This is a genomic window from Providencia sp. SP181, from assembly GCF_050446505.1.
In the GTDB taxonomy this organism is placed as follows: domain Bacteria; phylum Pseudomonadota; class Gammaproteobacteria; order Enterobacterales; family Enterobacteriaceae; genus Providencia; species Providencia vermicola.
In genome coordinates this window covers 87,330-112,957 of the sequence record NZ_JBBPXM010000003.1, presented here as the reverse complement: position 1 = coordinate 112,957, position 25,628 = coordinate 87,330, and the positions used below count along the sequence as shown (strand labels likewise).

Below are 25,628 nucleotides of genomic sequence, written 5' to 3'. Positions count from 1 at the left end.
TTGTAGGTAGGCGGCAAGGGCTTGAGGCCTTAGGAGCATACAAAAGTATGTGACTAAGGTGAAAGCGCGAAGCCAACACCCCTACAAATTTAAGTATGACGGGTATAACGGGTATTATGAAAAAAGGTACATTCTATCAACTTGACCAGCCCTCCCCACAAGCTGAATACGAAGCCCACGAATGGTTAGCGTGTGAGCTTGCCGCACAAATGTGGCGTCATGGGAAGCGGGTTTTGATTGCTTGTGAAACACAGCAGCAAGCCGAAAAGATTGATGAAGCTTTGTGGCAACGTGACCCTCATCAGTTTGTGCCGCATAATTTGGCTGGAGAAGGCCCTCGTTATGGTGCACCCATTGAAATTTGTTGGCCAACAAAGCGGGGTAATACGCCGCGGGATATTTTGATTAATTTGCAGTCGAAGTTCGCAGATTTTGCAACAGCTTTCCATGAAGTGATAGACTTCGTACCTATTGATGAAACTTTAAAACAGTTGGCGCGTGAACGGTATAAAACATACCGTAGCGTCGGCTTCAATTTGACTATGGCGACGCCGCCAACTTACTGAATATAAAGACGATGGAAAAGAAACCAGATAGCCCAATGAATGAGCCTTCGCTCGATAAAACCTATAACCCCGCAGAGATTGAGCAAAACTTGTATGCTCATTGGGAGAAAAGCGGTTATTTTAAACCTAATGGGGATACCACCCAGGACAGTTTCTGTGTCGTCATTCCACCACCGAACGTCACGGGTAGCCTGCACATGGGGCACGCTTTCCAACAAACTATCATGGATACCATGATCCGTTACCAGCGTATGCAAGGTAAAAATACCTTATGGCAAACGGGTACTGACCATGCGGGTATCGCAACCCAGATGGTGGTTGAGCGTAAAATCGCGGCAGAAGAAGGTAAAACTCGCTACGATTACGGTCGTGAGCCGTTCATCGACAAAATTTGGCAGTGGAAAGCAGAATCAGGCGGCACAATTTCCCAACAAATGCGCCGTTTAGGTGACTCTGTTGATTGGGATCGCGAGCGCTTCACCATGGACGAAGGTCTGTCCAAAGCGGTTAAAGAAGCTTTCGTACGCATGTACAAAGAAAACCTGATTTACCGTGGCAAACGTCTGGTTAACTGGGATCCCAAACTGCATACCGCGATTTCTGACCTTGAAGTCGAAAACCGTGAAATCAAAGGTTCCATGTGGCACCTGCGCTACCCTCTGGCTGATGGCGCAAAAACGGCTGAAGGCAAAGATTATTTAGTGGTTGCAACCACTCGCCCTGAAACCATGTTAGGGGATACGGGTGTTGCAGTTAACCCCGAAGATCCACGTTATAAAGATTTAATTGGTAAAGAAATCATTCTACCAATTATTAATCGCCGTATTCCAATTGTGGGTGACGAACACGCAGATATGGAAAAAGGCACAGGCTGCGTGAAAATCACCCCAGCTCATGACTTTAATGACTATGAAGTGGGTAAACGCCATCAGTTAACCATGATTAACATGATGGACTTAGACGGTAACGTTCGTCACGAAGCGGAAGTTTTTGATACTAACGGGCACCCATCTACCGCGTACAGCTGTGAAATTCCTGAAAACTACCGTGGAATGGAGCGTTTTGCTGCACGTAAAGCCATCGTTGCTGAATTCGATTCACTCGGCTTATTAGTTGAAGTTAAACCACACGATTTAACCGTACCTTATGGCGACCGCGGTGGTGTTGTTATCGAACCAATGCTAACTGACCAATGGTACGTGCGTACTGCACCTTTAGCGAAAGACGCTATCAAAGCCGTTGAAGATGGCCGAATTCAATTCGTCCCACGCCAATACGAAAACATGTATTTCTCTTGGATGCGCGATATTCAAGACTGGTGTATTTCTCGCCAATTATGGTGGGGTCACCGCATTCCTGCATGGTATGATGAAAAAGGCAATGTTTACGTCGGTCGCGATGAAGACGAAGTTCGCCGTGAAAATAATTTATCGGCAGATGTTGCACTGCGCCAAGACGAAGACGTGCTGGACACCTGGTTCTCATCAGGCCTATGGACGTTCTCGACACTCGGCTGGCCAGAAAATACCGATGCCCTGAAAACATTCCACCCAACAGATGTATTAGTCAGCGGCTTCGATATCATTTTCTTCTGGATTGCCCGTATGATCATGATGACCATGCATTTCATCAAAGATGAAAACGGCGAGCCACAAGTACCATTTAAAACCGTCTACATGACAGGTCTTATTCGTGATGAAGAAGGCCAAAAAATGTCGAAATCCAAAGGGAACGTGATTGACCCATTGGATATGATTGACGGGATTTCACTGGAAGACCTGCTAGAAAAACGTACGGGCAACATGATGCAGCCACAACTGGCTGAAAAAATTGCTAAACGTACTCGCAAAGAATACCCAGAAGGTATCGAAGCTCATGGTACTGACGCCCTGCGTTTCACCTTAGCGGCACTGGCTTCAACGGGTCGTGACATCAACTGGGATATGAAGCGGTTATCTGGCTACCGTAACTTCTGTAATAAGCTTTGGAACGCAAGCCGTTTCGTGCTGATGAACACAGAAAATCAAGATTGCGGCCAAAACGGGGGCGAAATGAGCTTCTCATTAGCCGATCGCTGGATCATGGCAGAGTTTAACCAAACGGTTAAAGCTTACCGTGAAGCGTTGGATACCTATCGTTATGATATCGCAGCGAATATCCTGTACGATTTCACATGGAACGAATTCTGTGACTGGTACTTAGAGCTGTCTAAACCTGCGGTTCATAAAGGTAACGAAGCCCAAGTTCGTGCAGCACGTTTCACGCTGATTGAAGTGCTTGAAGGCTTACTGCGCCTTGCACACCCTATCATTCCGTTTATCACTGAAACTATCTGGCAGCGGGTGAAAGTGGTTAAAGGCATCGAAGCCGATACCATTATGTTACAAGCGTTCCCTGAATTTGATGCGGCGAAAGTGGATGAGCTAGCGCTCAACGACCTTGAGTGGATCAAAGAAGCGATTATTGCAGTACGTAATATTCGTGCTGAAATGAATATCTCCCCAGGTAAACCACTGGATGTCATGCTGCGCGGCGCTTCAGCAGATGCACAACGTCGCGTTGAAGAGAACCAAAACTTTATCAAATCGATGGCTCGCCTTGCAACAATCCGTGTTTTAGCGGACGGTGAAGAGGCTCCTGTGTCTGTGACCAAACTGGTTAACGGTGCAGAGCTGTTGATCCCAATGGCGGGCTTAGTCGATAAAGACGCAGAATTAGCACGCTTAGATAAAGAGCTGGAAAAAGTCACGAAAGAAATCGACACTATCGAAAGCAAGCTGGCCAATGACGGTTTTGTCAGCCGCGCACCTGCTGCGGTTGTCGAAAAAGAACGTGAGCGCCTCGCTGCCAATATTGAAGCGAAAGCGAAAATTGAAGCGCAGAAAGTGACGATCGCCTCTTTATAATCATTGATTAATCAATCAGTTTGAAAGCCCTTATTCGTTCGCGGATAAGGGCTTTTTCTTGCTGACTAATTCGCGTATCATTAAAAGACTGCGTTCGCAGTTCTCAGATTGAAGTGCCCTTCAGGTTCTCTCTACACTGAGTTGTACACAATAATAATCAAGAGTTTCACATGACAACACAAAACTACAAAGTTCGTCTTATCGAGCAACAAGACAATGCAGGGATTGCCTCAGTAATCCGTGAGGTTTCTGCAGAACATGGTTTAACCGCGGACAAAGGCTTCGCAGTGGCTGATCCTATTTTAGACACCTTATTTGAAGTTTATAGCCAACCACGTAGCGCTTATTGGGTGGTGGAAATGGATGGGGAGATTGTCGGGGGTGGCGGCGTGTCACAACTGGCAGGCGGTGATGATAAAACAGCTGAACTACAAAAAATGTATTTGTCTTCGGTTCTACGTGGCAAAGGTTTAGCGAAGCAAATTGTGTTGATGTCATTAGAGTTTGCCAAATCACAAGGCTATACTCGCTGCTATTTGGAAACCACAAAAGAACTACAAGCAGCCATTAAGCTGTATGAAAAGTTAGGCTTTGAATTTATTGATGAAGCTCTCGGAAGCACAGGCCATAGCGACTGTGAAATTCGCATGTTGAAGGCGTTATAGTTCTATCATAAACAAAAAAGGATAGTTTTTAGCTATCCTTTTAAGTATTTGAACGATGTGACTAATAATTAATGAACGCGGTCTTCTGGTTCGATATCGTCACCGTCTTCATCATCATATTCGGCATCTGGATCTTCAAAATAAGTGCCCCAACCATCGTAGTTGACGCCCATTTTTTCAGCCAGTTTCATTAATTGCTCAACTTGTGCATCAATTAATTCTGCATTTAATGCACTTTCACTGATTACATCACAGCACATTAATGTTTCACCCGTTTCGATTTCGAGCTCTTCTGCGTCTGTCACTTCATAGCCCAGTTTGAACGCTTCAACCGCAGCTTTTTCTAATAACGCAAAGTTATCCGCTGAAAAGTGATGCTCAATGGCATACAATGCGTCAGGATCGCTGCCATCTTCCAGTAATTCTTCGATAATTAGACGAGTTTCTTCGTACTGCGCGTCGAGTTCCGCTTTATCAACCATATCCACACCCCTTATTCCATTATCGCTATTCTCTGCGCCATTCTCCCATAGGGTTAACAGTGAAACCATACTTTTCAGAATAATTCTTTTTCATTGGGGGTTGATTTTGAATTTTTATGAATATAAATTGAATATTAATTCAATCAAAAAAGGCTGCATTTTATGAATCCCCTCTATAGTAAGCATTTTCTAAGATTATTAGATTTCACCTCTAACGAAATTCATTCACTGTTAAAGCTTTCAGCATGGTTAAAATCAGAAAAAAAAGCAGGTACAGAGCAACCTCTGCTTGCGGGGAAAAATTTTGCTCTGATCTTTGAAAAAGACTCCACTCGTACCCGTTGTGCTTTCGAAGTCGGTGCCTTTGATCAAGGGGCTAGAGTCACCTATTTAGGGCCTTCAGGCAGCCAAATTGGCCACAAAGAAACCATGAAAGATACTGCAAGAGTCCTCGGTAGGATGTATGACGGTATCCAATATCGGGGCTTCGCACAAAGCACCGTTGACGTACTAGCCGCACACTCGGGAGTGCCTGTATGGAATGGACTAACTAACGAATTCCATCCCACACAGTTATTAGCCGACCTACTTACCGTACAAGAACACCGACCAAACACCCCATTTTCTGAAATCAAATTTGCATACTTAGGCGATGCACGCAATAACATGGGTAACTCTATGTTAGAAGCTGCCGCACTGACGGGGTTAGATTTACGTTTAGTGGCGCCTAAAAGCTGCTGGCCTGAGCAAGCGTTGATTGATACTTGCCTAGACGTTGCCAAAACCACAGGGGCAAAAATCACGCTCACGGAAGATGTTGCCGAAGGGGTTAAAGGTGCAGACTTTATTTACACGGATGTGTGGGTGTCGATGGGTGAAGCCAAGGAAGTTTGGGCGCAAAGAATTAACCTGTTAAAACCGTATCAGGTCAATATGGATGTAATTAAGTTAACAGGTAACCCGAATGTCAAATTCCTACATTGCTTACCTGCATTTCACAATGAAGACACCAAACTCGGCGCGCAATTGGCGAAAGAATTCAATATGTACGGCGGTTTAGAAGTCACCGAGGACGTGTTTGAATCCCCTTATAGCATTGTTTTCGACCAAGCAGAAAACCGTTTACACACGATTAAGGCCGTGATGGTAGCAACATTAGCACCTGAGTTACCTAATAATATTTTCTAAACTCCCCCCCCTCAACGCCAGCTATTGGGTTGAGGGGATAACAACAACCGCATTAGGTCAAAAATCCCCTCTAAAAAAACTATAAGGTTTTTGCATTCTATTTTAATATCGTTTTCAGTTTAAATAAATTAACACATTTAACTTATTTTAAATAACCCATGAAAATTAACCATAAAAGATAAAATAATACTTACGTAATTAAACGTGCAATTTAAAATTAAATTATTAAATTAAAAAAATATCATTAAGTACTTATGCTAGAAATTTAAACCAACTAATCTACTACAGTTTAAAAAAAGAATTTAACCTTGTATTGCTCATTAAACCAAAAATTATATCTTTATTTTCACTATCTCTCTTCAATAAAAATAATATATTGACTAAAATATTTAATCTTAATATTAATTAAAAGGAATTTTTTCATGAACTTGCTAAAAAAAAGTGGTTTAGCATTGCTTGTCTGTGTCTCTTTACCTGCTCTATCCGCTGTTCAAAATATGCCAATTAATATTAAAGGCACATTCTCTAATGTTACCCAACCTTGTACTGATGCTAAGCTTGAAAGTACCACTGCTTTCGGCGCGATTAACACGCTAGAAAAAGTGGGTGATGAAACATCCTACAGAAGCTCAGGATATTTAAACTTTACCTGCGAATTTCCTGCCAACGCAAAGTTAACGTTCAGTGCCAATAATGCACCAAATGCACCTGATGTATTTAAAACATCGAGTGATGCTTTTGGTGTTAAATTAAAATACAACAGCACTGAAGTAAAACCTGGTCAGTCTAATGATATTAAAATTAGTCAAGGTACTAACCATATTACTTTCCAGACAAGTATGAAACGCTTATCTGCCAACAGTCCAAATGATTTTGGTAACCATACTTTTGATATCATCGGTAATTTAGCTATTACTTACCAGTAATATATCATCTCTACATTTTGAACTGAGTAACATTATCACTCAGTTCAAAATGTTTGATACTAATAAATGAGTAATAACGCTTATTTTATTTGAGATATTTATAATGCATGCCATTAAATTAAAAATATTTATTCCATCTATATTATTATTCGGTATTACACCTTACTCTTTATCTGCAACACAAAATATGCCTATCCGTATTAATGGAACATTTTCAAATGCCCCATTATTGTGTCAAATTACCGATAACTCTTCTTTTTCAAATTTTACTCATGGGCCTATTTCCTCTAAAAAAATGGGGCAAGAAACTGGAACACACAAAATTCCGCTTTCGATTGACTGCAGAACAACAATGAGTGCGCAGTTATCATTTACAGCCCCTGCAAGTGTCCATTCTAGTCAGCTATTCCAGACTTCGAGTAAAGCGCACGCCGTCAAACTGAGTTGGCAGGGAGAGGCAATCCTACCAAATAAAAGCATTGCTATTACGATGACTCAAAACCAAAAAATTTATTATCTCGATGCAGCACTCGTGAGAATCGCTCCAAATACTGTTGGAGATTATGGCGAACACTCGTTTAACCTCGCAGGAAATTTGGCGATAGATTACCCATAAATAATTCCCCGACTATAACGACGGCGGAAATTTTTCCATCTTGCTGATTTTTAATTTTTTATCTGCTTGCTTAATTTTCAATCTAAAAACAAAAAATAAAAAAAATTTATTTTTCTTTATGCAAACGCTTGCGTCAGCGAGAGACATGCGTATAATGCGCCACAATTTGTCGGGAGAAACCATGAACGCTGCTGTTGTATTTTTTACACAGAACACCTCCAACGCACTGCCTTCGAGCGGTCTGGACAGCCTGTTTTTCCCCTCCGTATTCATAAAAAAGCCCCTCATTGAGGGGCTTTTTTTTGGCCTATAGACCTAACATGTCTTGCTGACAAAGGAGAACAACCATGCCGAATCCTTTATATCTTCGCGATATTATTTCGATTAACGATTTAGACCGCTCAGACCTTGAGCTTGTGCTCAACGTGGCTGCGTCATTAAAAAAACAGCCACAACCTGAATTTCTAAAACATAAAGTCGTTGCGAGTTGTTTCTTTGAAGCATCAACGAGGACCCGTTTATCATTTGAAACGGCGATCCACCGCTTAGGTGCTTCAGTCGTAGGGTTCTCTGATAGCACAAATACATCGTTGGGGAAAAAAGGCGAAACGTTAGCGGATACGATTTCGGTTATCAGCCAATATGTTGATGCAATCGTGATGCGTCATCCTCAAGAAGGTGCGGCACGTTTAGCTAGCCAGTTTGCTGGCAAAATCCCTGTTATCAATGCGGGCGATGGTTCTAACCAGCACCCCACACAAACGCTACTGGATTTATTTACTATCCAAGAAACACAAGGCCGCTTAGAAAACTTACAAGTGGCAATGGTCGGTGACCTAAAATATGGCAGAACAGTACACTCACTGACGCAGGCTTTATCTAAGTTTGAAGGCAATCACTTCTACTTTATCGCACCAGAAGCACTATCCATGCCAAACCATATCTTGCATATTTTGGAAGAAAAAGGGGCGACTTACAGCCTGCACAATAACATTGATGAAGTCATGCCAGAGTTAGATATTCTGTATATGACTCGCGTCCAAAAAGAGCGCCTCGACCCATCTGAATATGCCAATGTAAAAGCGCAATTTATCTTGCGTGCTGAAGACCTGCACTCGGCAAAATCGAATCTAAAAGTCTTGCACCCACTACCACGTATCGATGAAATCACAGTCGATGTTGATAGCACCCCTTATGCGTATTACTTCCAGCAAGCAGGTAACGGCATCTATGCACGCCAAGCGTTGCTATCACTGGTTTTAAATAAAGAATTGGCTATCTGAGGAGGACAACACCATGACACACGACCATAAACTACAAGTTGAAGCCATTAGCCACGGTACGGTTATCGACCATATTCCTGCTCAAATTGGTTTTAAGCTACTGAAATTATTTAAATTGACCAAAACAGATGAGCGCATAACTATTGGGCTAAATTTACCCTCTAGTAATCTGGGTAAAAAAGACATTATCAAAATTGAGAATACCTTTTTAACCCCTGAACAAGCCAACCAATTGGCGATGTACGCGCCTGAAGCGACCGTAAACCGTATTGAAGATTACCAAGTTGTTGAAAAATTAGAATTAACGTTGCCAGAGCATATTGATAACGTACTGGTATGCCCAAATAGCAACTGCATTAGCCACAATGAACCCGTTTCAAGCAGTTTCCGCGTGAAAAAAGTGGGCAAAGAAGTTGCTCTGACTTGCCGTTTCTGTGAAAAAGAGTTCGATAGAGACGCCGTGATCAATAATCAATAGGTTATTTCAGCGTAGACTTCGGTGTTGTCTGGGCGCAATCCGTGTTTTAATAGCGCCTAATAGCCATAAAAATGTGGCTCAGCCTAGGTTATATTAGGTGAGTCGCTTCTCTTACGTGATGAAACGGAGTAATTATGTCATACGAAATCAATACAGAAAACGCACCCGCAGCCATTGGCCCATACGTTCAAGGCGTTGATTTGGGTAGCATGGTTATCACTTCAGGCCAAATCCCTGTTGATCCAAAAACAGGGGAAGTGCCTGAAGATATCGCTGCACAGACTCGCCAATCACTGGCTAACGTCAAAGCAATCTTAGAAAAAGCAGGCTTAACCGCAGCAGATATCGTTAAAACCACTGTATTCGTTAAAGACTTAAATGACTTTGCAACAGTCAATGCAACCTATGAAGAATTCTTCAAACAACACAACGCACCATTCCCAGCACGTTCTTGTGTTGAAGTTGCTCGTCTGCCAAAAGACGTGAAAATTGAAATTGAAGCCATTGCCGTTCGCAAATAACGCTTAATTCAATATAGACACCCCATGATATCTGTGGGGTGTTGTTCTCCCCAATCCCCTTATTCCTGCTTATTGCCTTTCTCAAATACTACGTCACATCCATTAACCGCATCGAAACTTAAGTGAAACTTTTTTATTACCCACAAAATTATTTATTTTCAGCGCCGCTTTGGATATTCAGGTACTTAATTATTTTCTTTGTTTTGGATCAAACTAATGTCAGCTAAAAAAAAGCAATAACCTATATATTGTGCTTTAATTACCAACATAGACACAATATGTAGTATTTATTCACATTTTATCCACAGAAAAACGCTCAGTAGGAAGATAACGGATAACGCCGTTATCACTGTGGATAACTTAAAAAGGAGAGAGACAGTGGGAACGGTTGTCATTAAAAGAGATGGTTGTCAGGTCAATTTTGACCTTCCGAGGATTCAAGAAGCCGTAAAGCGCGCTGCCGCTGCGGTGGATGTTAAGGATGACGATTATTGTCTTCAAGTTGCCTCTATCGTCACTGAGCAACTTTGCAACCGTAGCCAAGTGGATATTGGGGAGATCCAAGACGCTGTCGAAAACCAACTGATGGCAGGGCCATACAAAGATTTAGCCCGTGCCTACATCGAATATCGCCATGATAGGGACAGTGAGCGTGAAAAACGCAGTCAACTAACCCATGATATTCGCGGATTGATTGAACAAAGTAATGTTTCCTTACTCAACGAAAATGCCAATAAAGACAGTAAAGTAATCCCAACTCAACGAGACTTACTCGCAGGGATTGTGGCAAAGCATTACGCCAAACAGCATATTTTACCTCGCGATGTCGTTCTAGCTCATGAAAGAGGCGAAATTCACTACCATGACCTCGATTATGCGCCATTTTTCCCCATGTTTAACTGTATGCTTATTGACCTAAAAGGTATGTTAACTGATGGATTTAAGATGGGAAATGCAGAAATTGAGCCTCCTAAATCTATTTCAACTGCAACAGCGGTAACAGCACAAATTATTGCTCAAGTTGCTAGCCATATTTATGGCGGTACAACCATCAATCGAATTGATGAAATTTTAGCCCCTTATGTGGCGATCAGTTACCAAAAACACTTAGAAGTCGCACAAGAGTGGGGAATTGCAGATGCAGAAGGTTACGCGCAAAGCCGTACCGATAAAGAATGCTACGATGCATTCCAGTCTTTAGAGTATGAAGTAAATACGCTACATACTGCTAATGGCCAAACGCCATTCGTTACATTTGGCTTTGGGTTGGGTACGTCAAAAGAAGCGCGTTTAATTCAGCAATCTATTCTAAAAAACCGTATTGCGGGCCTAGGTAAAAACCGCAAAACCGCCGTGTTCCCTAAACTGGTTTTCGCTATCAAAGATGGCCTAAACCACAAACTTAGCGATCCAAATTATGATATTAAGCAATTAGCATTAGAGTGTGCCAGCAAGCGCATGTACCCCGATATTCTCAATTATGATCGTGTTGTTGATGTCACTGGCTCATTTAAAACGCCAATGGGTTGCCGTAGCTTTTTAGGGATTTATGAAGAAAATGGCGAACAAATTCATGATGGCCGCAACAATTTAGGTGTCATTAGCCTGAACTTACCGCGTATCGCTATTGAAGCACAAGGTAGTGAAGATGCATTCTGGGCACTCTTAGATGAGCGCCTCGCTATCGCGAAAAAAGCCTTAATGACACGCATTGCCCGCTTAGAAACCGTAAAAGCCCGCGTAGCTCCTATCCTATATATGGAAGGTGCGTGTGGTGTAAGATTAAAAGCAGACGACAATGTCGCTGAGATTTTCAAAAATGGTCGAGCGTCAATTTCCTTAGGCTACATTGGGTTACATGAAACGATCAATGCACTATTCGGTTCAGAAACCCACGTGTATGACAACGAAAAGTTACGTGAAAAAGCAGTCGCTATTGTCGCTCGCTTACGCCAAGCAACCGATGAGTGGAAAGCACAAACAGGCTACGGCTTCAGCTTATATAGCACGCCGAGCGAAAACTTGTGTGACCGTTTTTGCCGCATCGATACCGCGGAATTCGGCGTCATTAATGGCGTCACAGATAAAGGCTACTACACCAATAGCTTCCATTTAGATGTTGAAAAACAAGTCAATCCGTACGACAAAATTGACTTTGAAGCGCCGTACCCTGCAATCGCGAATGGCGGTTTTATCTGTTACGGCGAATACCCGAACTTGCAACATAATGTCAGAGCGCTAGAAGACGTGTGGGATTATAGCTATCAACACGTTCCTTATTATGGCACCAACACACCGATAGATGAATGTTATGAATGTGGCTTTTCTGGCGAGTTTTCTTGTACCAGCAAAGGGTTTACCTGCCCAGCTTGCGGTAACCATGACACCAACCGCGTTTCAGTGATCCGCCGTGTATGTGGTTATTTAGGTAGCCCAGATGCACGCCCGTTTAATGCAGGTAAACAAGAAGAAGTAAAGCGCCGTATCAAGCATTTAGGCAATAGTCAAATAGGTTAATGGTATGAATTATCACCAATATTACCCTGTTGATGTGGTTAATGGCCCTGGTACCCGCTGCACACTGTTTGTCGCGGGGTGCGTCCACCAGTGCCGCGGTTGCTACAATCAAAGTACGTGGCGAGTGGATTCAGGTGTGCCATTCACTCAAGAAATGGAAGACCAAATCATTCAAGATTTGCAAGATACCCGCATCCGCCGACAAGGGCTCTCCCTTTCTGGCGGAGACCCTCTGCACCCAGCTAATTTGCCAGCGGTGCTCAAGTTAGTGAAGCGAGTGAAAGCGGTTTGCCCAGATAAAGACATTTGGTTATGGACAGGATACATATTGAGTGATTTGACGCTTGAACAACAAAAAGTGGTGAGTTTAGTTAATACCGTGATTGACGGTAAATTTGAGCAGGATTTACATGACCCGCGCTTAATTTGGCGCGGCAGTTCAAATCAGGTGATCCACAAACTACGTTAAATTTGCTGTTCCCAATATAGCTTGGTGCCAAAACCTAATTTATTATCGACCATTTTAATATTCTGCAAGTGAAGCTGCCAAACAGGCAGTTTCGCTACTAATGCCACAGGGAAACGACGCCAGTAAAAACCGCGGGCAAGCCGTTCTTCCTCACCTTCTAATATTTTAATTTCACCTGTAAATTGAATACCTTGTATTGCATTAACAGCTTTGGTCTGCGCTGATATTGTGCCAGCAACTTGCGGGTTAGCCACCATCAATTGCCCATGCCTTGAATTCGGGTCTGTCATTAAAATCAGACACATCGTTTTCGCATCAAATGCATAGTAACAACTGGCAGGCCAAATATCATTGTTATGATGAGTAAAAAGAGAGAAAACGTGTTGGCGGGCAATATAGCGTTGGATGTGTTTTAAAGTTTGTTCAGGCGTCATAGCGGTTTCCATATAAACCCGTTCAGAACAAGCTTTTGGGGGATTCCCCTTAAGCTTGCTTAAACTGTTCTGAACGTAGGCATAAAATTCGCTATTACTATACTCTAACTAGCTGAAATATTAACCTAAATATTTTTAGGTCTATACGCCAACTAAATTCGAGTATTTATTCTAAATAATTCGTGGTACAGCTAGGCGGCAAGTGAACGAGACGCTAGGAGCATACATAAGTATGTGACTAGTGCGAGTAAACGTAGCCAACAACGCTGTAACGTGAATTATGACGAATAAAATTATTTATAAATAGCTGCAGTACCACTCATAGAATTCTCACCGCCAGCAGAAATCACACGGAAAGAAGTTGCACCAGCTTCATCAGCTTTTTTGGCTAATTGTGCTGTTAGGTCATTTACGCTAACTGCACCAGTAACTGAGACATAACCCGCAGCTGGTTGACTAGAATGTTGAACTTCATCAGCCGCCATTGAACCAAATGATGCAGCACCCAAAGCTAAAGCAGCAGCAAATAATGTTGATTTTTTCATCGTATGTTCCTTTTTGTAAACTTGATTTTTAATCGGGGTTTTTACTGTCCCCCTGTGATATGGATCATATTATGCGCTTTAAATTAGAATGAAAATTAGCATATTTTGCTATAGTTGTTCAAATAAACTGAATGATAACCTATGTTGAGGTTACAGCTTTGTGACAACTTTATTGCCTTTTTTATTTATATATTAATGTGTTATAAATAACTCCCTTAACGAATATATTCGTCTTTAACCCATTGTTTTTAACTAAAAAAGCAGCACAAAATGACAAATATCACCTCAGAAAAAAGCGAGCTAAAGCAAAATAGCTGGTATATCTACCTAGTGCGAGAGAAAAATAACGCACTTTATTGTGGGATCACGACGGATGTGCAGCGCCGGTTTGAGCAACACAAAGCAGGAACGGGGGCAAAAGCATTGAGAGGGAAAATGCCATTAACATTAGCATTTTCATGTCTGATCGGTTCGCGTTCAGCCGCATCCCAAATGGAATATAAGGTGAAGCAACTGAGTAAAAAGACAAAAGAAAGGCTGGTCATCGACCAGCCCAGCGATTTGACCGCTTATTTAACTCAGGTCAAATTATCAAAATGTGAAGAATAGACCACATCACCTTGCTGCTCGCCTATCCCACCATTTTCTAACCCACAAATTAAAAAGTGAGCTTGTAGCTCTGGCCATTGGCAACGAATATGATGTTTAGAAGCAGGGACAAACCCAAAGCGTGAATAGTAACGTTCATCGCCAAGCACAACGACTGCAGCATAACCAAATTCATTCAGGCTATCTAACCCCTCATAAACCAGTTTCTCTGCAATGCCTTGCCCTTGATGAGCTTTATTAACAGCTAAAGGTGCCAACCCTACCCACTGTACATCTTCACCATTTAGGTCAACAGGCGTGAAACCAACATAACCTATCACTTCGCCATTATCATTCGTGGCAACAACCCCCAATGTCAGCAAACCATCTTCACGTAAATGCTGAACAAGGTTAGCCTCCGCTTCAGTTGGGAAGGTTTCACGCAGCAATCTATCAATGCCCATGGCATCAACAGGAATTTCAACCCGAATTAGCATGAGGTCAACACAGGCGTTTTATGCTCTGCGTCCTCGTTGTCTTGTACCGTTTTTATCACTCCAGCGAGTTGCAATAATGCAAACCGCAATGGCGCTGGCATATTTTCGAGCTCAAAAGCATCCATCAAGTTTTTCACGTATAACCCTAACTCGGTATCCCCTTCAATTACCAAACGGCGTTGAAAAAACAATGTATCTGGGTCTTCTTTGCGAGCCGCGATCAGTACTAAATCATTGGCATTACCGCTGACGCTGACATCTTCTTCTGCATGTTTCTTAACCACAAGCTGGCCGTCTTGCAAGCTGATAAACCACACCAACGCTAAATCGTAGATCTCGACTTTGAGCCATTTATCTTCTAGAAAATCAAGCTCCCCTTCTTTTACTGACTCACGAAACTGCCAACTTAACAGTTGTTCAAGTACCTGACGCTGCACAGCAAATGGGGTCACTTTTAAAGGCAATTTCAAAAGTGAAGGGCCTTTTGTGATGAGTTGAGAACGAATTTTACCTAACACAATACTGACTCCCGTATTCATTGTCTGCCCGTTTTCGTGTAACTACCTAATCAGAGTAGCAGCTCGAAGTAATTAGGGTAACATGTTGTCTATACACACAATTTAAAAAAATTCTAACAATCAATAATCACATTCATTGATATTATTGATGCGTTATTTGGGTTATGATAAGTATCTTGCCAAAAAATAGGGTCATGAGTCTGATCCTATATCAATTTTTGCCCATCTCGCCAATATTTATTTTTTATCTACCTGTTTTGCTATTTGCTTAACGAATACAAACATCCATTAACAATTTCTCTGCTCTAAATCAAAATCTATAACAGTTCCCTTGACTAAAATAGCGGCTATCAAAATTTATACAGGGATAGGTCAATGGAATTACTCTGCCCAGCAGGAAATTTACCTGCTTTAAAAGCCGCCGTGGATAATGGGGCTGATGCGGTGTATATCGGGCTAAAAAATGATACTAACGCACGCCATTTTGCAGGTTTAAATTTTACGCAAAAAAAACTGCATGAAGCAGAACGTTATATTCACAGCCGCAATCGCAAACTACATATCGCCATCAATACATTTGCTCACCCAGATGGCTACCAAAGGTGGCAAGATTCGGTAGATCTTGCCGCTGACCTTGGCGCTGATGCCCTGATTATCGCCGATATCGCGATGCTAGAGTACGCCGCCACTAAATATCCGCACATTGAAAGACATGTTTCTGTTCAAGCCTCTGCAACCAACACCGAAGCGATCCGCTTTTACCAACGCAACTTTGATGTTCACCGTGTGGTGCTGCCTCGCGTACTCTCGATTCATCAAGTTAAACAGCTGGCAAAAAATAGCCCTGTTCCCCTCGAAGTGTTTGCATTTGGCAGCCTGTGTATTATGGCTGAAGGGCGCTGTTATTTATCCTCTTATCTAACGGGAGAATCCCCAAATACCGTTGGAGCCTGTTCCCCTGCCCGCTTTGTGCGTTGGCAACAAACGGCTGATGGCATGGAATCACGCCTAAATAATGTACTTATCGACCGCTATAAAGCCGATGAAAACGCAGGTTACCCCACTTTGTGTAAAGGGCGCTATTTGGTGGATGAGCAGAAATACCATGTTCTCGAAGAGCCCACCAGCTTGAATACGATTGAATTATTACCTGAGCTAATGGCGGCGAATATTGCCTCCGTGAAAATTGAAGGTCGCCAACGTAGCCCCGCTTATGTTTCTGAAGTGGCACGTATTTGGCGCCAAGCCATTGACCGTTATAAAGCCAACCCCGATAACTTTGTCACCGATCCTAAATGGATGAAAGCGCTAGGAAAGCTTTCTGAAGGAAGTCAAACCACATTGGGTGCTTATCATCGCAAATGGCAATAATTAAAAGGTAAAACTATCATGCAGTACTCTTTAGGATCAGTGCTTTATTACTGGTCAAAACAGACATTAAACGACTTTTATCAACTCGCTATGCAAAGTGAAGCTGATATTATCTATCTCGGTGAAATGGTGTGTAGCAAGCGCCGTGAAATGAAACCCAATGATTGGATAGATCTTGCCCAGCAATTAGCTAAAAGTGGCAAGCAGATTGTATTGAGCTCCCTTGCTCTACTGCAAGCACCTTCAGAACTAAAAGAAATAACAAAATTAGTCGATAACGGCGAGTTTTTACTTGAAGCGCACGACTTTGGCGTGATTAACATGTTAGTGGATAGAAAACTGCCATTTGTGGCTGGGCATGGCCTCAACTGCTACAACGCCCAAGCGCTGAATATTCTACTGCGCCAAGGAATGACCCGTTGGTGCATGCCTGTTGAGCTCTCCCGTGATTGGCTGATTAACTTACTCAATCAATGTGAAGAAATCGGTATTCGTCATAAATTCGAGGTGGAGGTCATGAGTTACGGTCATCTTCCCCTTGCCTATTCTGCACGCTGCTTTACCGCACGTTCAGAAAACAAACAAAAAGATGATTGTGAAACCTGCTGTATTAATTACCCTCAAGGGCGCAAGGTGCTTTCCCAAGAGCAACAACAAGTGTTTACCTTAAATGGTATCCAAACACTCAGTGGTGACTGCTATAACCTCGGGAATGAGTTGGCATCGATGAAAGGTTTGGTGGATATTGTGCGCATTTCCCCTGAAAGCGTTGAGTCCTTAGATATACTTACTCAGTTTAAAGCCAATGAAGATGGCATGGTGCCATTGCGTATTGAAAACCAGAGCTGTAACGGCTACTGGCGACAAATTGCGGGCTTGTCTATGGTGTCTTAGTTAAATCATATTCGCACACATAAAAAGTAATGCACTTGCATTGCACAATGCATTTGCATTACACTCTTTGCAGAATGAAATGCGATGAGGTAAATAAAATGATTGATTTAAACCCAGCTACGGTATCGCTGCGTGCCAAATCCCGCCTGACCGAACGCAGCCAAACAACGATCCCCGCCGCTATACGTGATGCTCTACACTTAAAACCCGGTGAAACCATTGAATATTCGCTACTTGCGGATGGTAATGTCATTATGTCTCGCCAAACTGAGCCACAAGACGACCCAATTGTCTCTCAATTTTTGGCATTCCTTGAGAAAGACATGAGAGAAAACCCACGACATATCTACCCTGCCCCTGTAGCATTATGGAATAAGATCAATGAACTGACCGCTAATATAAATATTGATTTAGATGCGCCACTGACTGACGAGTAAGATGAGGTAACAGGGAAATGTTAGAAATTAATGGATGGAAAATTTTTTTTCACGCCTGTTTTTTAGAGCAGCTAGTGGCATTAGTCAGCACAGTTCAATCCTTAAAAATTGCCGATCCAGCAGGCTATAAAAAGAAAGCACCAACCAAATTATTGGCTGCAATCAATAAGGTCATTGAAGAGCGTATAGCCGTTAACCCACTCGACCCGATGTTTTACCAAGGAAACACGTTAGGTACAGAACATAAACATTGGTTTCGAGCTAAATTCTTACAGCAATTTCGCTTATTCTTCCGTTATAGTGAGAAGAATAACACTATCATCATTGGCTGGGTGAACGACTTCAGTACATTACGTGCTTATGGCTCAAAGAATGATGCCTACAAAGTCTTTTCCACCATGCTGAAAGCTGGGGATCCCCCCGATGACTGGGAAACATTAAGTAAAGAGGCTCAAATGGTGTCTCAAACCATCGAGCCTCACATTATGGCAGGCTTATTTTCGAATGAGTAGAAACCTAGCGGTGGTGCCGACGCCAGCGGTTAAACGAGTGAGTTAAATGACGTAACTCCCCATCACGCAGCATACCAATAAAGACCCCGATGACGGTATAAATCACGCCTAGCGTCAGCATCATCACAATATCCATAAGTACATCACTAAACGGTAAGCCCATTTGGTTAAGGCCAGCCATGGCATTTGTTGCCCATGTAGACGGCAGTGCAGAGGCTATCATTCGCACCCAATCGGGCATGGCTTGTAACGGCCAAATCGTACCTGACATATAAAACACGGGTGTAGTGATAAACGCCAATGTTAAGTAAATCATTTCCACACTGCGTAAGCATTCCGTGACCAACTTGCCAAGGCCAAGCACAGCTAACAAGAATGGGAAAGTAAACAACCAAATCACATACAGTGGCGCTTCTTGTCGGAACCCCAATACCCATGGCCAAAGGGCAAAAAATACCGTTGATAAAAACAGCCAAATCGGGATCAACGCCGATAATGCCCCTAAATAAACAGCTAACGGCGGTTTTCCTTTAGGTGTAGAACGAACAGCAATACTGACTCGCACGCAAGCAATCAACAAGGAGTGTTGTAACAGCATAACCAACAAACCTGGGAAAACAATCGCCGCAAAGCTAACACCTGGGTTATACAAGGGCTCTGTTTCACTACGCACAGGGGTAATAATGACCTTGGCTTGTTCTTGGCTATAACCCGCTTTGGTTAATAATTGCGTGTTATAGGCATTAAGCAATGTTTGGTACGCCTTAGAAAGCTCCTGCTGAATTTGCCCACTCGCCAAGCGGTTTGTTGCATCCCCATACACAGGCACGGTAATATTTTTACCACTTAATAAATGTTGTTGAAAATCTGTTGGAATGATAATTATCGCAAATAATTTTCGAGCAATCATATCTTGGCGAGCTTGCGCAAGATTATCATAACCGTGCAACTGCACTTTAGGGGTCGCATCTAAATCACGGATCAATTCACGGCTCGCCGTGCTGTGATCCATATCAATCACCGCAACGGGTAAGTCCCATAATACGGGTCTCGCATACACCAAACTCATCACACACAGTGAGACCAAAAGGAGCAGCCACATAGGTTTTTCTAGCATCCCAAGTAACACTTTCCGGAAGGTCGCAAAATACACAGTCATTATGCAGCGCCTCCTTGGGTTTCCAATCGTTTCACCAAACGCTTACGCACTAAAAAAGCGGTAACAACAGGGTAAATCAGTAAAAACAAACAGACTTCGACTATCCGACCAAACGAAATTTCTCGTAAGAAAATATCAAACATGGCATTAAGCGTATGAGTTAACGGCTCGATATTCGAAATAATCTGCGCAGGCAAAATCATCGCTAATTCAGGCACAGCCATCCCAGAGAAAGCTAATGCGATACTCACTAGCATCCCGATTAAGCTGTAAGCCATGATGGCGCTCGAGGTAAAGCTAAAGAGCAACAACCCGATACTTTGCGCCGCTATCACATAGAAGAAACCAACCACAATCATATACAGCGGGTTCCCTATCACTTTGGCGTCAAAAATTGTGACTAATGCTGCCAGTTCAATGGATAATAATGTACTGAAAAATAACGTATAAGGTGCCATTTTACCTAACAAAGCAGTGGCAAAAGGCTTGACACTCTGCAAAGTCGTACCGCGCGACATCGTGTAAATTGTCGCCGTTACTACAAACAGTTGGAGCATATGGATTGTCGCGGCAAACTGTTGATAATAAATATAACTGCCACTTGGATTGAACAAGCTGTCATAGGAAAGTGTCACTTGCGCTAACGGCGGCAAGGCTTTTCCCATCGACTTTGCCATTTCTTGACGGTATTTCGCATTGAGTTCTGCCACCAGCCCACTAAAGTCCTGAATAGCGTAACTCCCTGACGCGTAAAATAATGCATTGTAATACATCCGTAATTCAGGCTGACGCCCGCGAAGAACATCCTCTTCGAAATTATGGGGAATATACAATAATGCGTAGTCTTTTGAGCTCCCCAGCCTTTTAATGGAGGTACTGAGGTTATCGTCCACCGTTTTTACATCTGCATGAGGTCCCGCATTCAGATCGCGAATAATTTGCCGAGACACTGGGCTATGGTTATCATCCACCACCGAAACAGGCAGATCCATCAAAGTTCCCTCAGAAAAGTTAGCGCTAACTAACGTAAACAACATCAGCGGGAACAACCAGCTCAACCAATGAAAAACAGGGCTACGGATAGCCATTTGTGTTTCGCGGCTAAAAGCATGTTCAAAGCCGTGCCAAGCGAACTTTAATTTCATGGCAACACCTTTACTTATCCCAGTGCCATAACACACTCATACCAGGTCTTAACCCATCGATTGGCTCAACAGGATATAAACGAATTTCAAAGGTTTTTAAGTCAAAATCCCCTGTTGCACGCGTCGCTCGTTTCGTCGCATAATCCCCTTTTGGTGCAATATAACGAATTTCTGCCTCAACCATTTTATTACCTAAAGCGGGGATATCGAGCTGAACTTTATCGCCTTTTTTCACACCCACTAAAATATCTTCGCGCAGATTATAAATAAAATATGCTTGCGGTAGGCGGATCAGTGATACCAGCGGGCTCCCCGCATTGAATAACTCACCAATTTCGGCAGGAATGGGGCCAACTTCACCATCGACAGGGGCTTTGACCTGTAAATCATCAATTTGTACTTGGATCTCAGCCAGTTTTTGCTCTGCTTGCTGTAAAGCCGCCTCATATTGGTGACGCTGCTCAATACGGTCCCCATGTTGCCCTTCATCTAAACGGGCTTTTGCCCCTTGGACTTGTGAGAAAGCAACCTCTTTGGCTTTACGTGCATTATCCAGCTCATTTGCTGAAACATAGCCTTTGCTTTTTAAATTACTTAAACGCGCATATTCTCGGGATGCATTTTGGTATTGCGAATTGGCTTGCGCTAACGATGCTTGTAAGTCGCGAATAGTTTCCGCTCGTGTCCCATTTAGAGATTGGTCAAGTTGTGCTTTGGCTTGGTCTCTTGCTGCTTTGGCAGCTTCATACTGTGCTTGCAGTTCAGGGCTTTCAAGGGTTAACAATAATTGTCCCTGTTTAACATCATCGCCACGCTCTACATGCCGTTCCATCACACGTCCTTTGGCTTTTGAAGTCACAATCACTTCAGGCGCATCCACTTCTCCCTGTAACAATAAATATTGATTATGGGAATGAAACAACGCCGCTGCTGCAATTAAGATAAGCATCAGCAAAATCAGTACTATTGTTCTTTTTTTCATTATTTATGCGAACCTTAAATAATAACGGGGGAAACTATCATCCCTAGAGTATGACAAGAAAATTAGGTATAGCGTTAATATATTCGTGCGCAAGATCACGAAAAGGCAGGTCTTTGTCTAATATTGAATCGATTTTTTTCTTATGTCAAATAATGATGAAACACCCTAATTCAAATGTCGATTACTTAACCAATGACTTACGGTATAATTACGAAGAAAATAAATATTAAAAATAGATAGCCCAAGTGAATAATTCCACTCATACACAGCGCTAAAAAGTCTGTCGTGAAATCGCCGAATTATCCACTTACCACAATGCAAAATTTAACGAGCCATGCTCTAAATAGTTCGCATTGTGGGTAGGCGACCAGAGAGGATATCTTGGGAACATACACCAGCATGTGACCCAAGTAGCCGAGTGCGGTCAACACCCCCGCAATGTGAAACACGACGAGCCATGCTCTAAATAGTTCGCATTGTGGGTAGGCGACTAGAGAGGATATCTTGGGGAGCATACATCAGTATGTGACCCAAGTAGCCGAGTGCGGTCAACACCCCCGCAATGTGAAACACGACGAGCCATGCTCTAAATAGTTCGCATTGTGGGTAGGCGACCAGAGAGGATATCTTGGGGAGCATACATCAGTATGTGACCCAAGTAGCCGAGTGCGGTCAACACCCCCGCAATGTGAAATATGACGAGCATATGACAAGCATGTACGAATTTGATTTAATTTTACTATTACTCCAACAAATGTGCGTCTATCTGGTTATTGCTTGGGCCCTTAGCCGCACTCCGCTCGTCATTCCATTATTAAAGGTCACTATCCGCTTACCTCATAAGGTGATGTGTTACCTGATTTTCTCTGTGTTTTGTATTATTGGGACGTATTTCGGCCTGCATATCAATGACTCCATCGCTAACACTCGTGCTATTGGTGCGGTATTAGGCGGCTTACTTGGTGGCCCTGCTGTTGGATTTGCTGTCGGTTTTACAGGTGGGATCCACCGCTATTCATTAGGGGGAATGAGTGCATTTGCCTGTATGGTTTCAACGATTGTGGAAGGGCTAATTGGTGGGTTGGTGCATCGTTACTATATGAAACGCGGTGAAATTAATAAAATTTTTAACCCTGTTACCGCCAGTTGTGCCACGTTTGTTGCTGAAGTCCTTCAGATGCTCATTATCCTGTTATTGGCTCGCCCCTTCGATGAAGCGGTTGAACTGGTGAGAAGTATTGTTGCACCAATGCTGGTCGCGAATACCATTGGCGCTGCCATGTTTATTCGTATTCTGCTCGACAGACGTGCGATTGTGGAAAAATACACCACTGCCTTTTCTGCACAAGCCCTTAAAATCGCCTTAACCACTGAGGGTATTTTACGCAAAGGCTTCAATGCAGATAACAGTATGAAGGTCGCCAAAATTATTTATCAAGAACTCGAAATTGGCGCGGTTGCAATTACGGATCGAGAAAAAATACTCGCCTTTATTGGTATCGGTGCAGACCATCACCGACCTGGCACACCAATCTCATCCAATCAATCCAGACAAGCCATTGATAATAACGAAGTTGTTTATGCTGATGGCAATGAAACACCCTATAAGTGTTCTCTGTGCCCAACGTGTAAACTCGGTTCTGCTCTCGTCATCCCCTTGCGGGGTGAAAATGACCGAGTCATTGGCACCATAAAGCTTTATGAGGCCAAAAATAGCTTATTTAGCTCAATTAACCGTACATTAGGCGAAGGTATTGCCAGCTTGTTTTCTGCACAAATCTTAGCGGGTCAATACGAACGCAATAAACAGTCACTACTGCAATCGGAAGTGAAACTACTCCATGCCCAAGTGAATCCTCACTTTTTGTTTAATGTACTCAATACGTTGCAGGCCGTGATCCGCAAAGACAGCCAACAAGCGGGGCAGTTGGTTCAATATATTTCGACCTTTTTCCGTAATAACCTCAAACGTCCAGAACAAAGCGCTACCTTGGGTGAGGAAATCGAACATATCAATGCCTATTTGCAGATAGAAAAAGCGCGTTTTCAAGATAGCTTGCAAATCCATATTGAAATTCAAGAAGAAGCTAAACACGTCGAACTGCCCGCATTTACCTTGCAACCCCTTGTTGAGAATGCAATTAAACACGGCACCTCACAGTTATTAGAGACAGGATATATTACAATACGCAGCTATATCGGCAGTGAACATGTATATATCGAAATAGAGGACAATGCGGGGTTATATAAACCAGCAAAACAAAGTGATGGTCTTGGGATGGGCTTGGTCGATAGACGCCTGCGCTTAAAATATGGCGAACAATATGGCATTAACGTAGAACATGAACCAGAAAAATTTACCCGAATGAAAATCCGTCTGCCGTACTTGGCGGCACCCTAATAATGATAATGTAACCCTATGAATGTATTAATTGTTGATGATGAACCCCTTGCGCGGGAAAACGTCCGTTGCTTACTCGAAGAACACGATGATATTGACATTATTGGTGAATGCGCGAACGCCATCGAGGCAATAGGCATCATTCATAAAAAAAAGCCTGATGTGGTCTTTCTTGATATCCAAATGCCGCGACTAACAGGCTTAGAAATGGTGCGCATGTTGGATCCCGAAGACCGCCCTTATATTGTATTTCTGACCGCCTTCAATGAATTTGCCATCCAAGCATTCGAAGAACATGCGTTTGATTACCTGTTAAAACCCCTTGAACCTGAACGACTCGAAAAAACCTTAAATCGCTTACGCCAAGGTAAGCAAAAGCAGAACCTTGAACTTCTGGGCAACAATGAGCCGCTGAAATTTATCCCGTGTACAGGCCATAGCCGTATTTACTTGATGAAGCTTGATGAAGTTTTGTATGTCACATCGCGTATGAGCGGTGTTTATGTGATGAGCACACAAGGACAAGAAGGTTTTACTGAGCTGACACTACGCACATTAGAGATGCGTACCCCGCTGGTGCGCTGCCACCGACAATATTTGGTGAATATGACCCAACTGAATGAAATTTTGTTTGGTGATAGCGGGCAAGCCGAGTTGGTGCTCAGCTCTGGTGAACATATTCCTGTCAGCCGCCGCTACCTAAAGCCGCTAAAAGAGGCGCTGGGGTTGGTTTGAGTGACACTTCAACTTCCTACGCACAAACTTGGTGTATAAATTAATAATAAATTTGTACATCTAACTGATTTTTTCTATAATCAGAAATATAAGTTCAAAAAATACACAATACGTTATTCTGGGTTGTGTGTTCACTATTTATAGGAACAAAATATGTCTAATACAATGTCGCAAAAAGCAGCACGTGAAGGCCTTGGTAACCCTGAGCTCTTTAAGGGCGGCGTTTTTGTAACAAAAAATGGGCAATCTGAGCTGTTTATCCAAACAAGTGAAGAACGTGAAATAGAGCTAAAAGAAAGGGAAAGAGAGCGCCAAGCAAATGCGCTGCTAAAATTGGTGATGGCAGCAAAAGATGATGTTAAAAATAAAAGAACCTTATCACCAGAAGAAGCGCTAGAAAAATTACGTGCAGCAAGAAAATAATGAAAGGAAATTGTGATGGAACACCCCTATACGGTCACCCTCGCAGAAACTGCATTATGGTCACTACAGGATGTAGAATCGTTTAAAATCAATTTTATGAGCAGTGTTCAAGCAGCCGCGTTTGTTGATGAGCTACTTTTATCATCCGTTAGAGCAATATCAGAAGATCCTAAGTGTTATCGCCCAAATCAAATGTTAGCCGATAATGGTCTACTAATTCGGGAGCGAATCGATATAACTAGCCAGTATCGTTGTTTATATGAATTTGATATGCAAACAAATCACGTTGTTATCCTACTTTTTATCAGCACAGCACAAGATTTAGAAAAAACGCTTTATCGCTACTACATACTTAGGTAAAAATGGCTAA

29 protein-coding genes are annotated in these 25,628 nt (G+C 42.7%); 20 read left to right on the top strand and 9 right to left on the bottom strand.

Annotation, left to right across the window (positions count from 1 at the left end):
• Window positions 1-116: 116 nt before the first annotated feature.
• From AABS66_RS06270 to AABS66_RS06260, 3 genes are all read left to right on the top strand, one after another.
• Window positions 117-566: a DNA polymerase III subunit chi gene (locus AABS66_RS06270; RefSeq protein WP_206083276.1), complete on the top strand. Its 450-nt coding sequence runs from the start codon at window positions 117-119 to the stop codon at window positions 564-566.
• Window positions 567-601: 35 nt separating this feature from the next.
• A complete protein-coding gene (locus AABS66_RS06265) occupies window positions 602-3,472 on the top strand; it encodes a valine--tRNA ligase (protein ID WP_206083783.1) in 2,871 nt (956 codons plus the stop codon).
• Window positions 3,473-3,642: 170 nt separating this feature from the next.
• The gene (locus AABS66_RS06260; RefSeq protein ID WP_206083274.1) at window positions 3,643-4,137 is read left to right on the top strand and encodes a GNAT family N-acetyltransferase; all 495 of its coding nucleotides are present in this window, start codon (window positions 3,643-3,645) and stop codon (window positions 4,135-4,137) included.
• 68 nt (window positions 4,138-4,205) lie between these two features.
• Here AABS66_RS06260 and rraB read toward each other — a convergent pair whose 3' ends face one another.
• Window positions 4,206-4,619, bottom strand: coding sequence for a ribonuclease E inhibitor RraB (rraB, locus tag AABS66_RS06255; RefSeq protein WP_042845698.1), 414 nt, complete (start codon window positions 4,617-4,619; stop codon window positions 4,206-4,208).
• 162 nt (window positions 4,620-4,781) lie between these two features.
• Between rraB and argF the strand changes: the two genes are divergently transcribed.
• The 3 genes from argF to AABS66_RS06240 all read left to right on the top strand — a co-directional run bounded on the left by argF (window position 4,782) and on the right by AABS66_RS06240 (window position 7,349).
• Window positions 4,782-5,807, top strand: coding sequence for an ornithine carbamoyltransferase (gene argF / locus AABS66_RS06250; RefSeq protein WP_206083272.1), 1,026 nt, complete (start codon window positions 4,782-4,784; stop codon window positions 5,805-5,807).
• 422 nt (window positions 5,808-6,229) lie between these two features.
• Window positions 6,230-6,733, top strand: a complete 504-nt coding sequence (locus AABS66_RS06245; RefSeq protein ID WP_206083270.1) for a fimbrial protein — start codon at window positions 6,230-6,232, stop codon at window positions 6,731-6,733.
• A gap of 103 nt (window positions 6,734-6,836) precedes the next feature.
• Window positions 6,837-7,349: a hypothetical protein gene (locus AABS66_RS06240; RefSeq protein ID WP_430224698.1), complete on the top strand. Its 513-nt coding sequence runs from the start codon at window positions 6,837-6,839 to the stop codon at window positions 7,347-7,349.
• Between the two features lie 12 nt (window positions 7,350-7,361).
• Here the strand turns inward: AABS66_RS06240 and AABS66_RS06235 are convergent, their stop codons facing one another.
• On the bottom strand, window positions 7,362-7,622 hold the full coding sequence (locus AABS66_RS06235) for a hypothetical protein (protein WP_206083266.1): 261 nt from the start codon (window positions 7,620-7,622) through the stop codon (window positions 7,362-7,364).
• A gap of 74 nt (window positions 7,623-7,696) precedes the next feature.
• Here AABS66_RS06235 and pyrB point away from each other — a divergent pair, with 74 nt between their 5' ends.
• The 5 genes from pyrB (at window position 7,697) to nrdG (ending at window position 12,617) form a co-directional block, all read left to right on the top strand.
• Window positions 7,697-8,632 carry an aspartate carbamoyltransferase gene (pyrB, locus tag AABS66_RS06230; RefSeq protein WP_206083264.1) on the top strand — a complete coding sequence of 312 codons (936 nt, stop codon included), beginning with the start codon at window positions 7,697-7,699 and terminating at the stop codon, window positions 8,630-8,632.
• 13 nt (window positions 8,633-8,645) lie between these two features.
• Window positions 8,646-9,110, top strand: a complete 465-nt coding sequence (gene pyrI, locus AABS66_RS06225) for an aspartate carbamoyltransferase regulatory subunit (RefSeq protein ID WP_206083263.1) — start codon at window positions 8,646-8,648, stop codon at window positions 9,108-9,110.
• Between the two features lie 134 nt (window positions 9,111-9,244).
• Complete coding sequence (gene ridA / locus AABS66_RS06220) at window positions 9,245-9,631, top strand: RidA family protein (protein WP_206083262.1); 387 nt, start codon at window positions 9,245-9,247, stop codon at window positions 9,629-9,631.
• A 378-nt stretch (window positions 9,632-10,009) separates the two neighbouring features.
• Complete coding sequence (gene nrdD, locus AABS66_RS06215) at window positions 10,010-12,148, top strand: anaerobic ribonucleoside-triphosphate reductase (protein ID WP_430224697.1); 2,139 nt, start codon at window positions 10,010-10,012, stop codon at window positions 12,146-12,148.
• A 4-nt stretch (window positions 12,149-12,152) separates the two neighbouring features.
• Window positions 12,153-12,617: an anaerobic ribonucleoside-triphosphate reductase-activating protein gene (nrdG, locus tag AABS66_RS06210; protein WP_004907505.1), complete on the top strand. Its 465-nt coding sequence runs from the start codon at window positions 12,153-12,155 to the stop codon at window positions 12,615-12,617.
• Here the strand turns inward: nrdG and AABS66_RS06205 are convergent.
• Together AABS66_RS06205 and AABS66_RS06200 are read right to left on the bottom strand one after the other, a co-directional pair.
• The gene (locus tag AABS66_RS06205; RefSeq protein ID WP_241016800.1) at window positions 12,614-13,051 is read right to left on the bottom strand and encodes a YhbP family protein; all 438 of its coding nucleotides are present in this window, start codon (window positions 13,049-13,051) and stop codon (window positions 12,614-12,616) included. The two genes, nrdG and AABS66_RS06205, sit on opposite strands and share 4 nt — an antisense overlap.
• A 293-nt stretch (window positions 13,052-13,344) precedes the next feature.
• Entirely contained in the window at window positions 13,345-13,596 is a 252-nt protein-coding gene (locus tag AABS66_RS06200) for a DUF1471 domain-containing protein (protein WP_272539527.1), read from the bottom strand.
• Window positions 13,597-13,866: 270 nt separating this feature from the next.
• On the opposite strand from AABS66_RS06200, the gene AABS66_RS06195 reads away from it, so the two are divergent.
• A complete protein-coding gene (locus AABS66_RS06195) occupies window positions 13,867-14,205 on the top strand; it encodes a GIY-YIG nuclease family protein (protein WP_206083258.1) in 339 nt (112 codons plus the stop codon).
• Here AABS66_RS06195 and AABS66_RS06190 read toward each other — a convergent pair.
• Window positions 14,175-14,681, bottom strand: a complete 507-nt coding sequence (locus tag AABS66_RS06190) for a GNAT family N-acetyltransferase (RefSeq protein WP_206083256.1) — start codon at window positions 14,679-14,681, stop codon at window positions 14,175-14,177. The genes AABS66_RS06195 and AABS66_RS06190 overlap by 31 nt on opposite strands.
• Window positions 14,675-15,199: a ubiquinone anaerobic biosynthesis accessory factor UbiT gene (gene ubiT, locus AABS66_RS06185; RefSeq protein ID WP_206083782.1), complete on the bottom strand. Its 525-nt coding sequence runs from the start codon at window positions 15,197-15,199 to the stop codon at window positions 14,675-14,677. The genes AABS66_RS06190 and ubiT overlap by 7 nt, the downstream gene beginning before the upstream one ends.
• A 375-nt stretch (window positions 15,200-15,574) precedes the next feature.
• On the opposite strand from ubiT, the gene ubiU reads away from it, so the two are divergent.
• From ubiU to AABS66_RS06165, 4 genes are all read left to right on the top strand, one after another.
• Entirely contained in the window at window positions 15,575-16,570 is a 996-nt protein-coding gene (gene ubiU / locus AABS66_RS06180) for a ubiquinone anaerobic biosynthesis protein UbiU (protein WP_206083254.1), read from the top strand.
• Between the two features lie 18 nt (window positions 16,571-16,588).
• On the top strand, window positions 16,589-17,464 hold the full coding sequence (locus AABS66_RS06175) for a U32 family peptidase (protein WP_272539528.1): 876 nt from the start codon (window positions 16,589-16,591) through the stop codon (window positions 17,462-17,464).
• A gap of 98 nt (window positions 17,465-17,562) precedes the next feature.
• Complete coding sequence (locus AABS66_RS06170) at window positions 17,563-17,901, top strand: type II toxin-antitoxin system PrlF family antitoxin (protein ID WP_349415472.1); 339 nt, start codon at window positions 17,563-17,565, stop codon at window positions 17,899-17,901.
• Window positions 17,902-17,918: 17 nt separating this feature from the next.
• Window positions 17,919-18,413, top strand: a complete 495-nt coding sequence (locus AABS66_RS06165) for a type II toxin-antitoxin system YhaV family toxin (protein ID WP_272539530.1) — start codon at window positions 17,919-17,921, stop codon at window positions 18,411-18,413.
• Between the two features lie 4 nt (window positions 18,414-18,417).
• On the opposite strand, the gene AABS66_RS06160 is transcribed toward AABS66_RS06165, so the two are convergent.
• From AABS66_RS06160 to AABS66_RS06150, 3 genes are read right to left on the bottom strand one after another with little or no spacing between them, the layout of a single operon-like run.
• Window positions 18,418-19,572 (bottom strand): ABC transporter permease, encoded by a 1,155-nt coding sequence (locus tag AABS66_RS06160; RefSeq protein ID WP_272539531.1) that lies wholly within the window; start codon window positions 19,570-19,572, stop codon window positions 18,418-18,420.
• Window positions 19,572-20,717: an ABC transporter permease gene (locus AABS66_RS06155; RefSeq protein WP_206083244.1), complete on the bottom strand. Its 1,146-nt coding sequence runs from the start codon at window positions 20,715-20,717 to the stop codon at window positions 19,572-19,574. The genes AABS66_RS06160 and AABS66_RS06155 overlap by 1 nt, the downstream gene beginning before the upstream one ends.
• A gap of 10 nt (window positions 20,718-20,727) precedes the next feature.
• Window positions 20,728-21,699, bottom strand: coding sequence for an HlyD family secretion protein (locus AABS66_RS06150; RefSeq protein ID WP_206083242.1), 972 nt, complete (start codon window positions 21,697-21,699; stop codon window positions 20,728-20,730).
• 715 nt (window positions 21,700-22,414) lie between these two features.
• Between AABS66_RS06150 and AABS66_RS06145 the strand changes: the two genes are divergently transcribed.
• The 4 genes from AABS66_RS06145 to AABS66_RS06130 all read left to right on the top strand — a co-directional run bounded on the left by AABS66_RS06145 (window position 22,415) and on the right by AABS66_RS06130 (window position 25,618).
• The gene (locus tag AABS66_RS06145) at window positions 22,415-24,100 is read left to right on the top strand and encodes a sensor histidine kinase (protein ID WP_206083781.1); all 1,686 of its coding nucleotides are present in this window, start codon (window positions 22,415-22,417) and stop codon (window positions 24,098-24,100) included.
• A gap of 18 nt (window positions 24,101-24,118) precedes the next feature.
• Window positions 24,119-24,835 carry a two-component system response regulator BtsR gene (gene btsR, locus AABS66_RS06140; protein ID WP_206083240.1) on the top strand — a complete coding sequence of 239 codons (717 nt, stop codon included), beginning with the start codon at window positions 24,119-24,121 and terminating at the stop codon, window positions 24,833-24,835.
• A 153-nt stretch (window positions 24,836-24,988) separates the two neighbouring features.
• On the top strand, window positions 24,989-25,258 hold the full coding sequence (locus AABS66_RS06135; RefSeq protein ID WP_094961647.1) for a hypothetical protein: 270 nt from the start codon (window positions 24,989-24,991) through the stop codon (window positions 25,256-25,258).
• Between the two features lie 15 nt (window positions 25,259-25,273).
• On the top strand, window positions 25,274-25,618 hold the full coding sequence (locus AABS66_RS06130; protein ID WP_272539533.1) for a type II toxin-antitoxin system RelE/ParE family toxin: 345 nt from the start codon (window positions 25,274-25,276) through the stop codon (window positions 25,616-25,618).
• The last annotated feature ends 10 nt before the right edge of the window (window positions 25,619-25,628 follow it).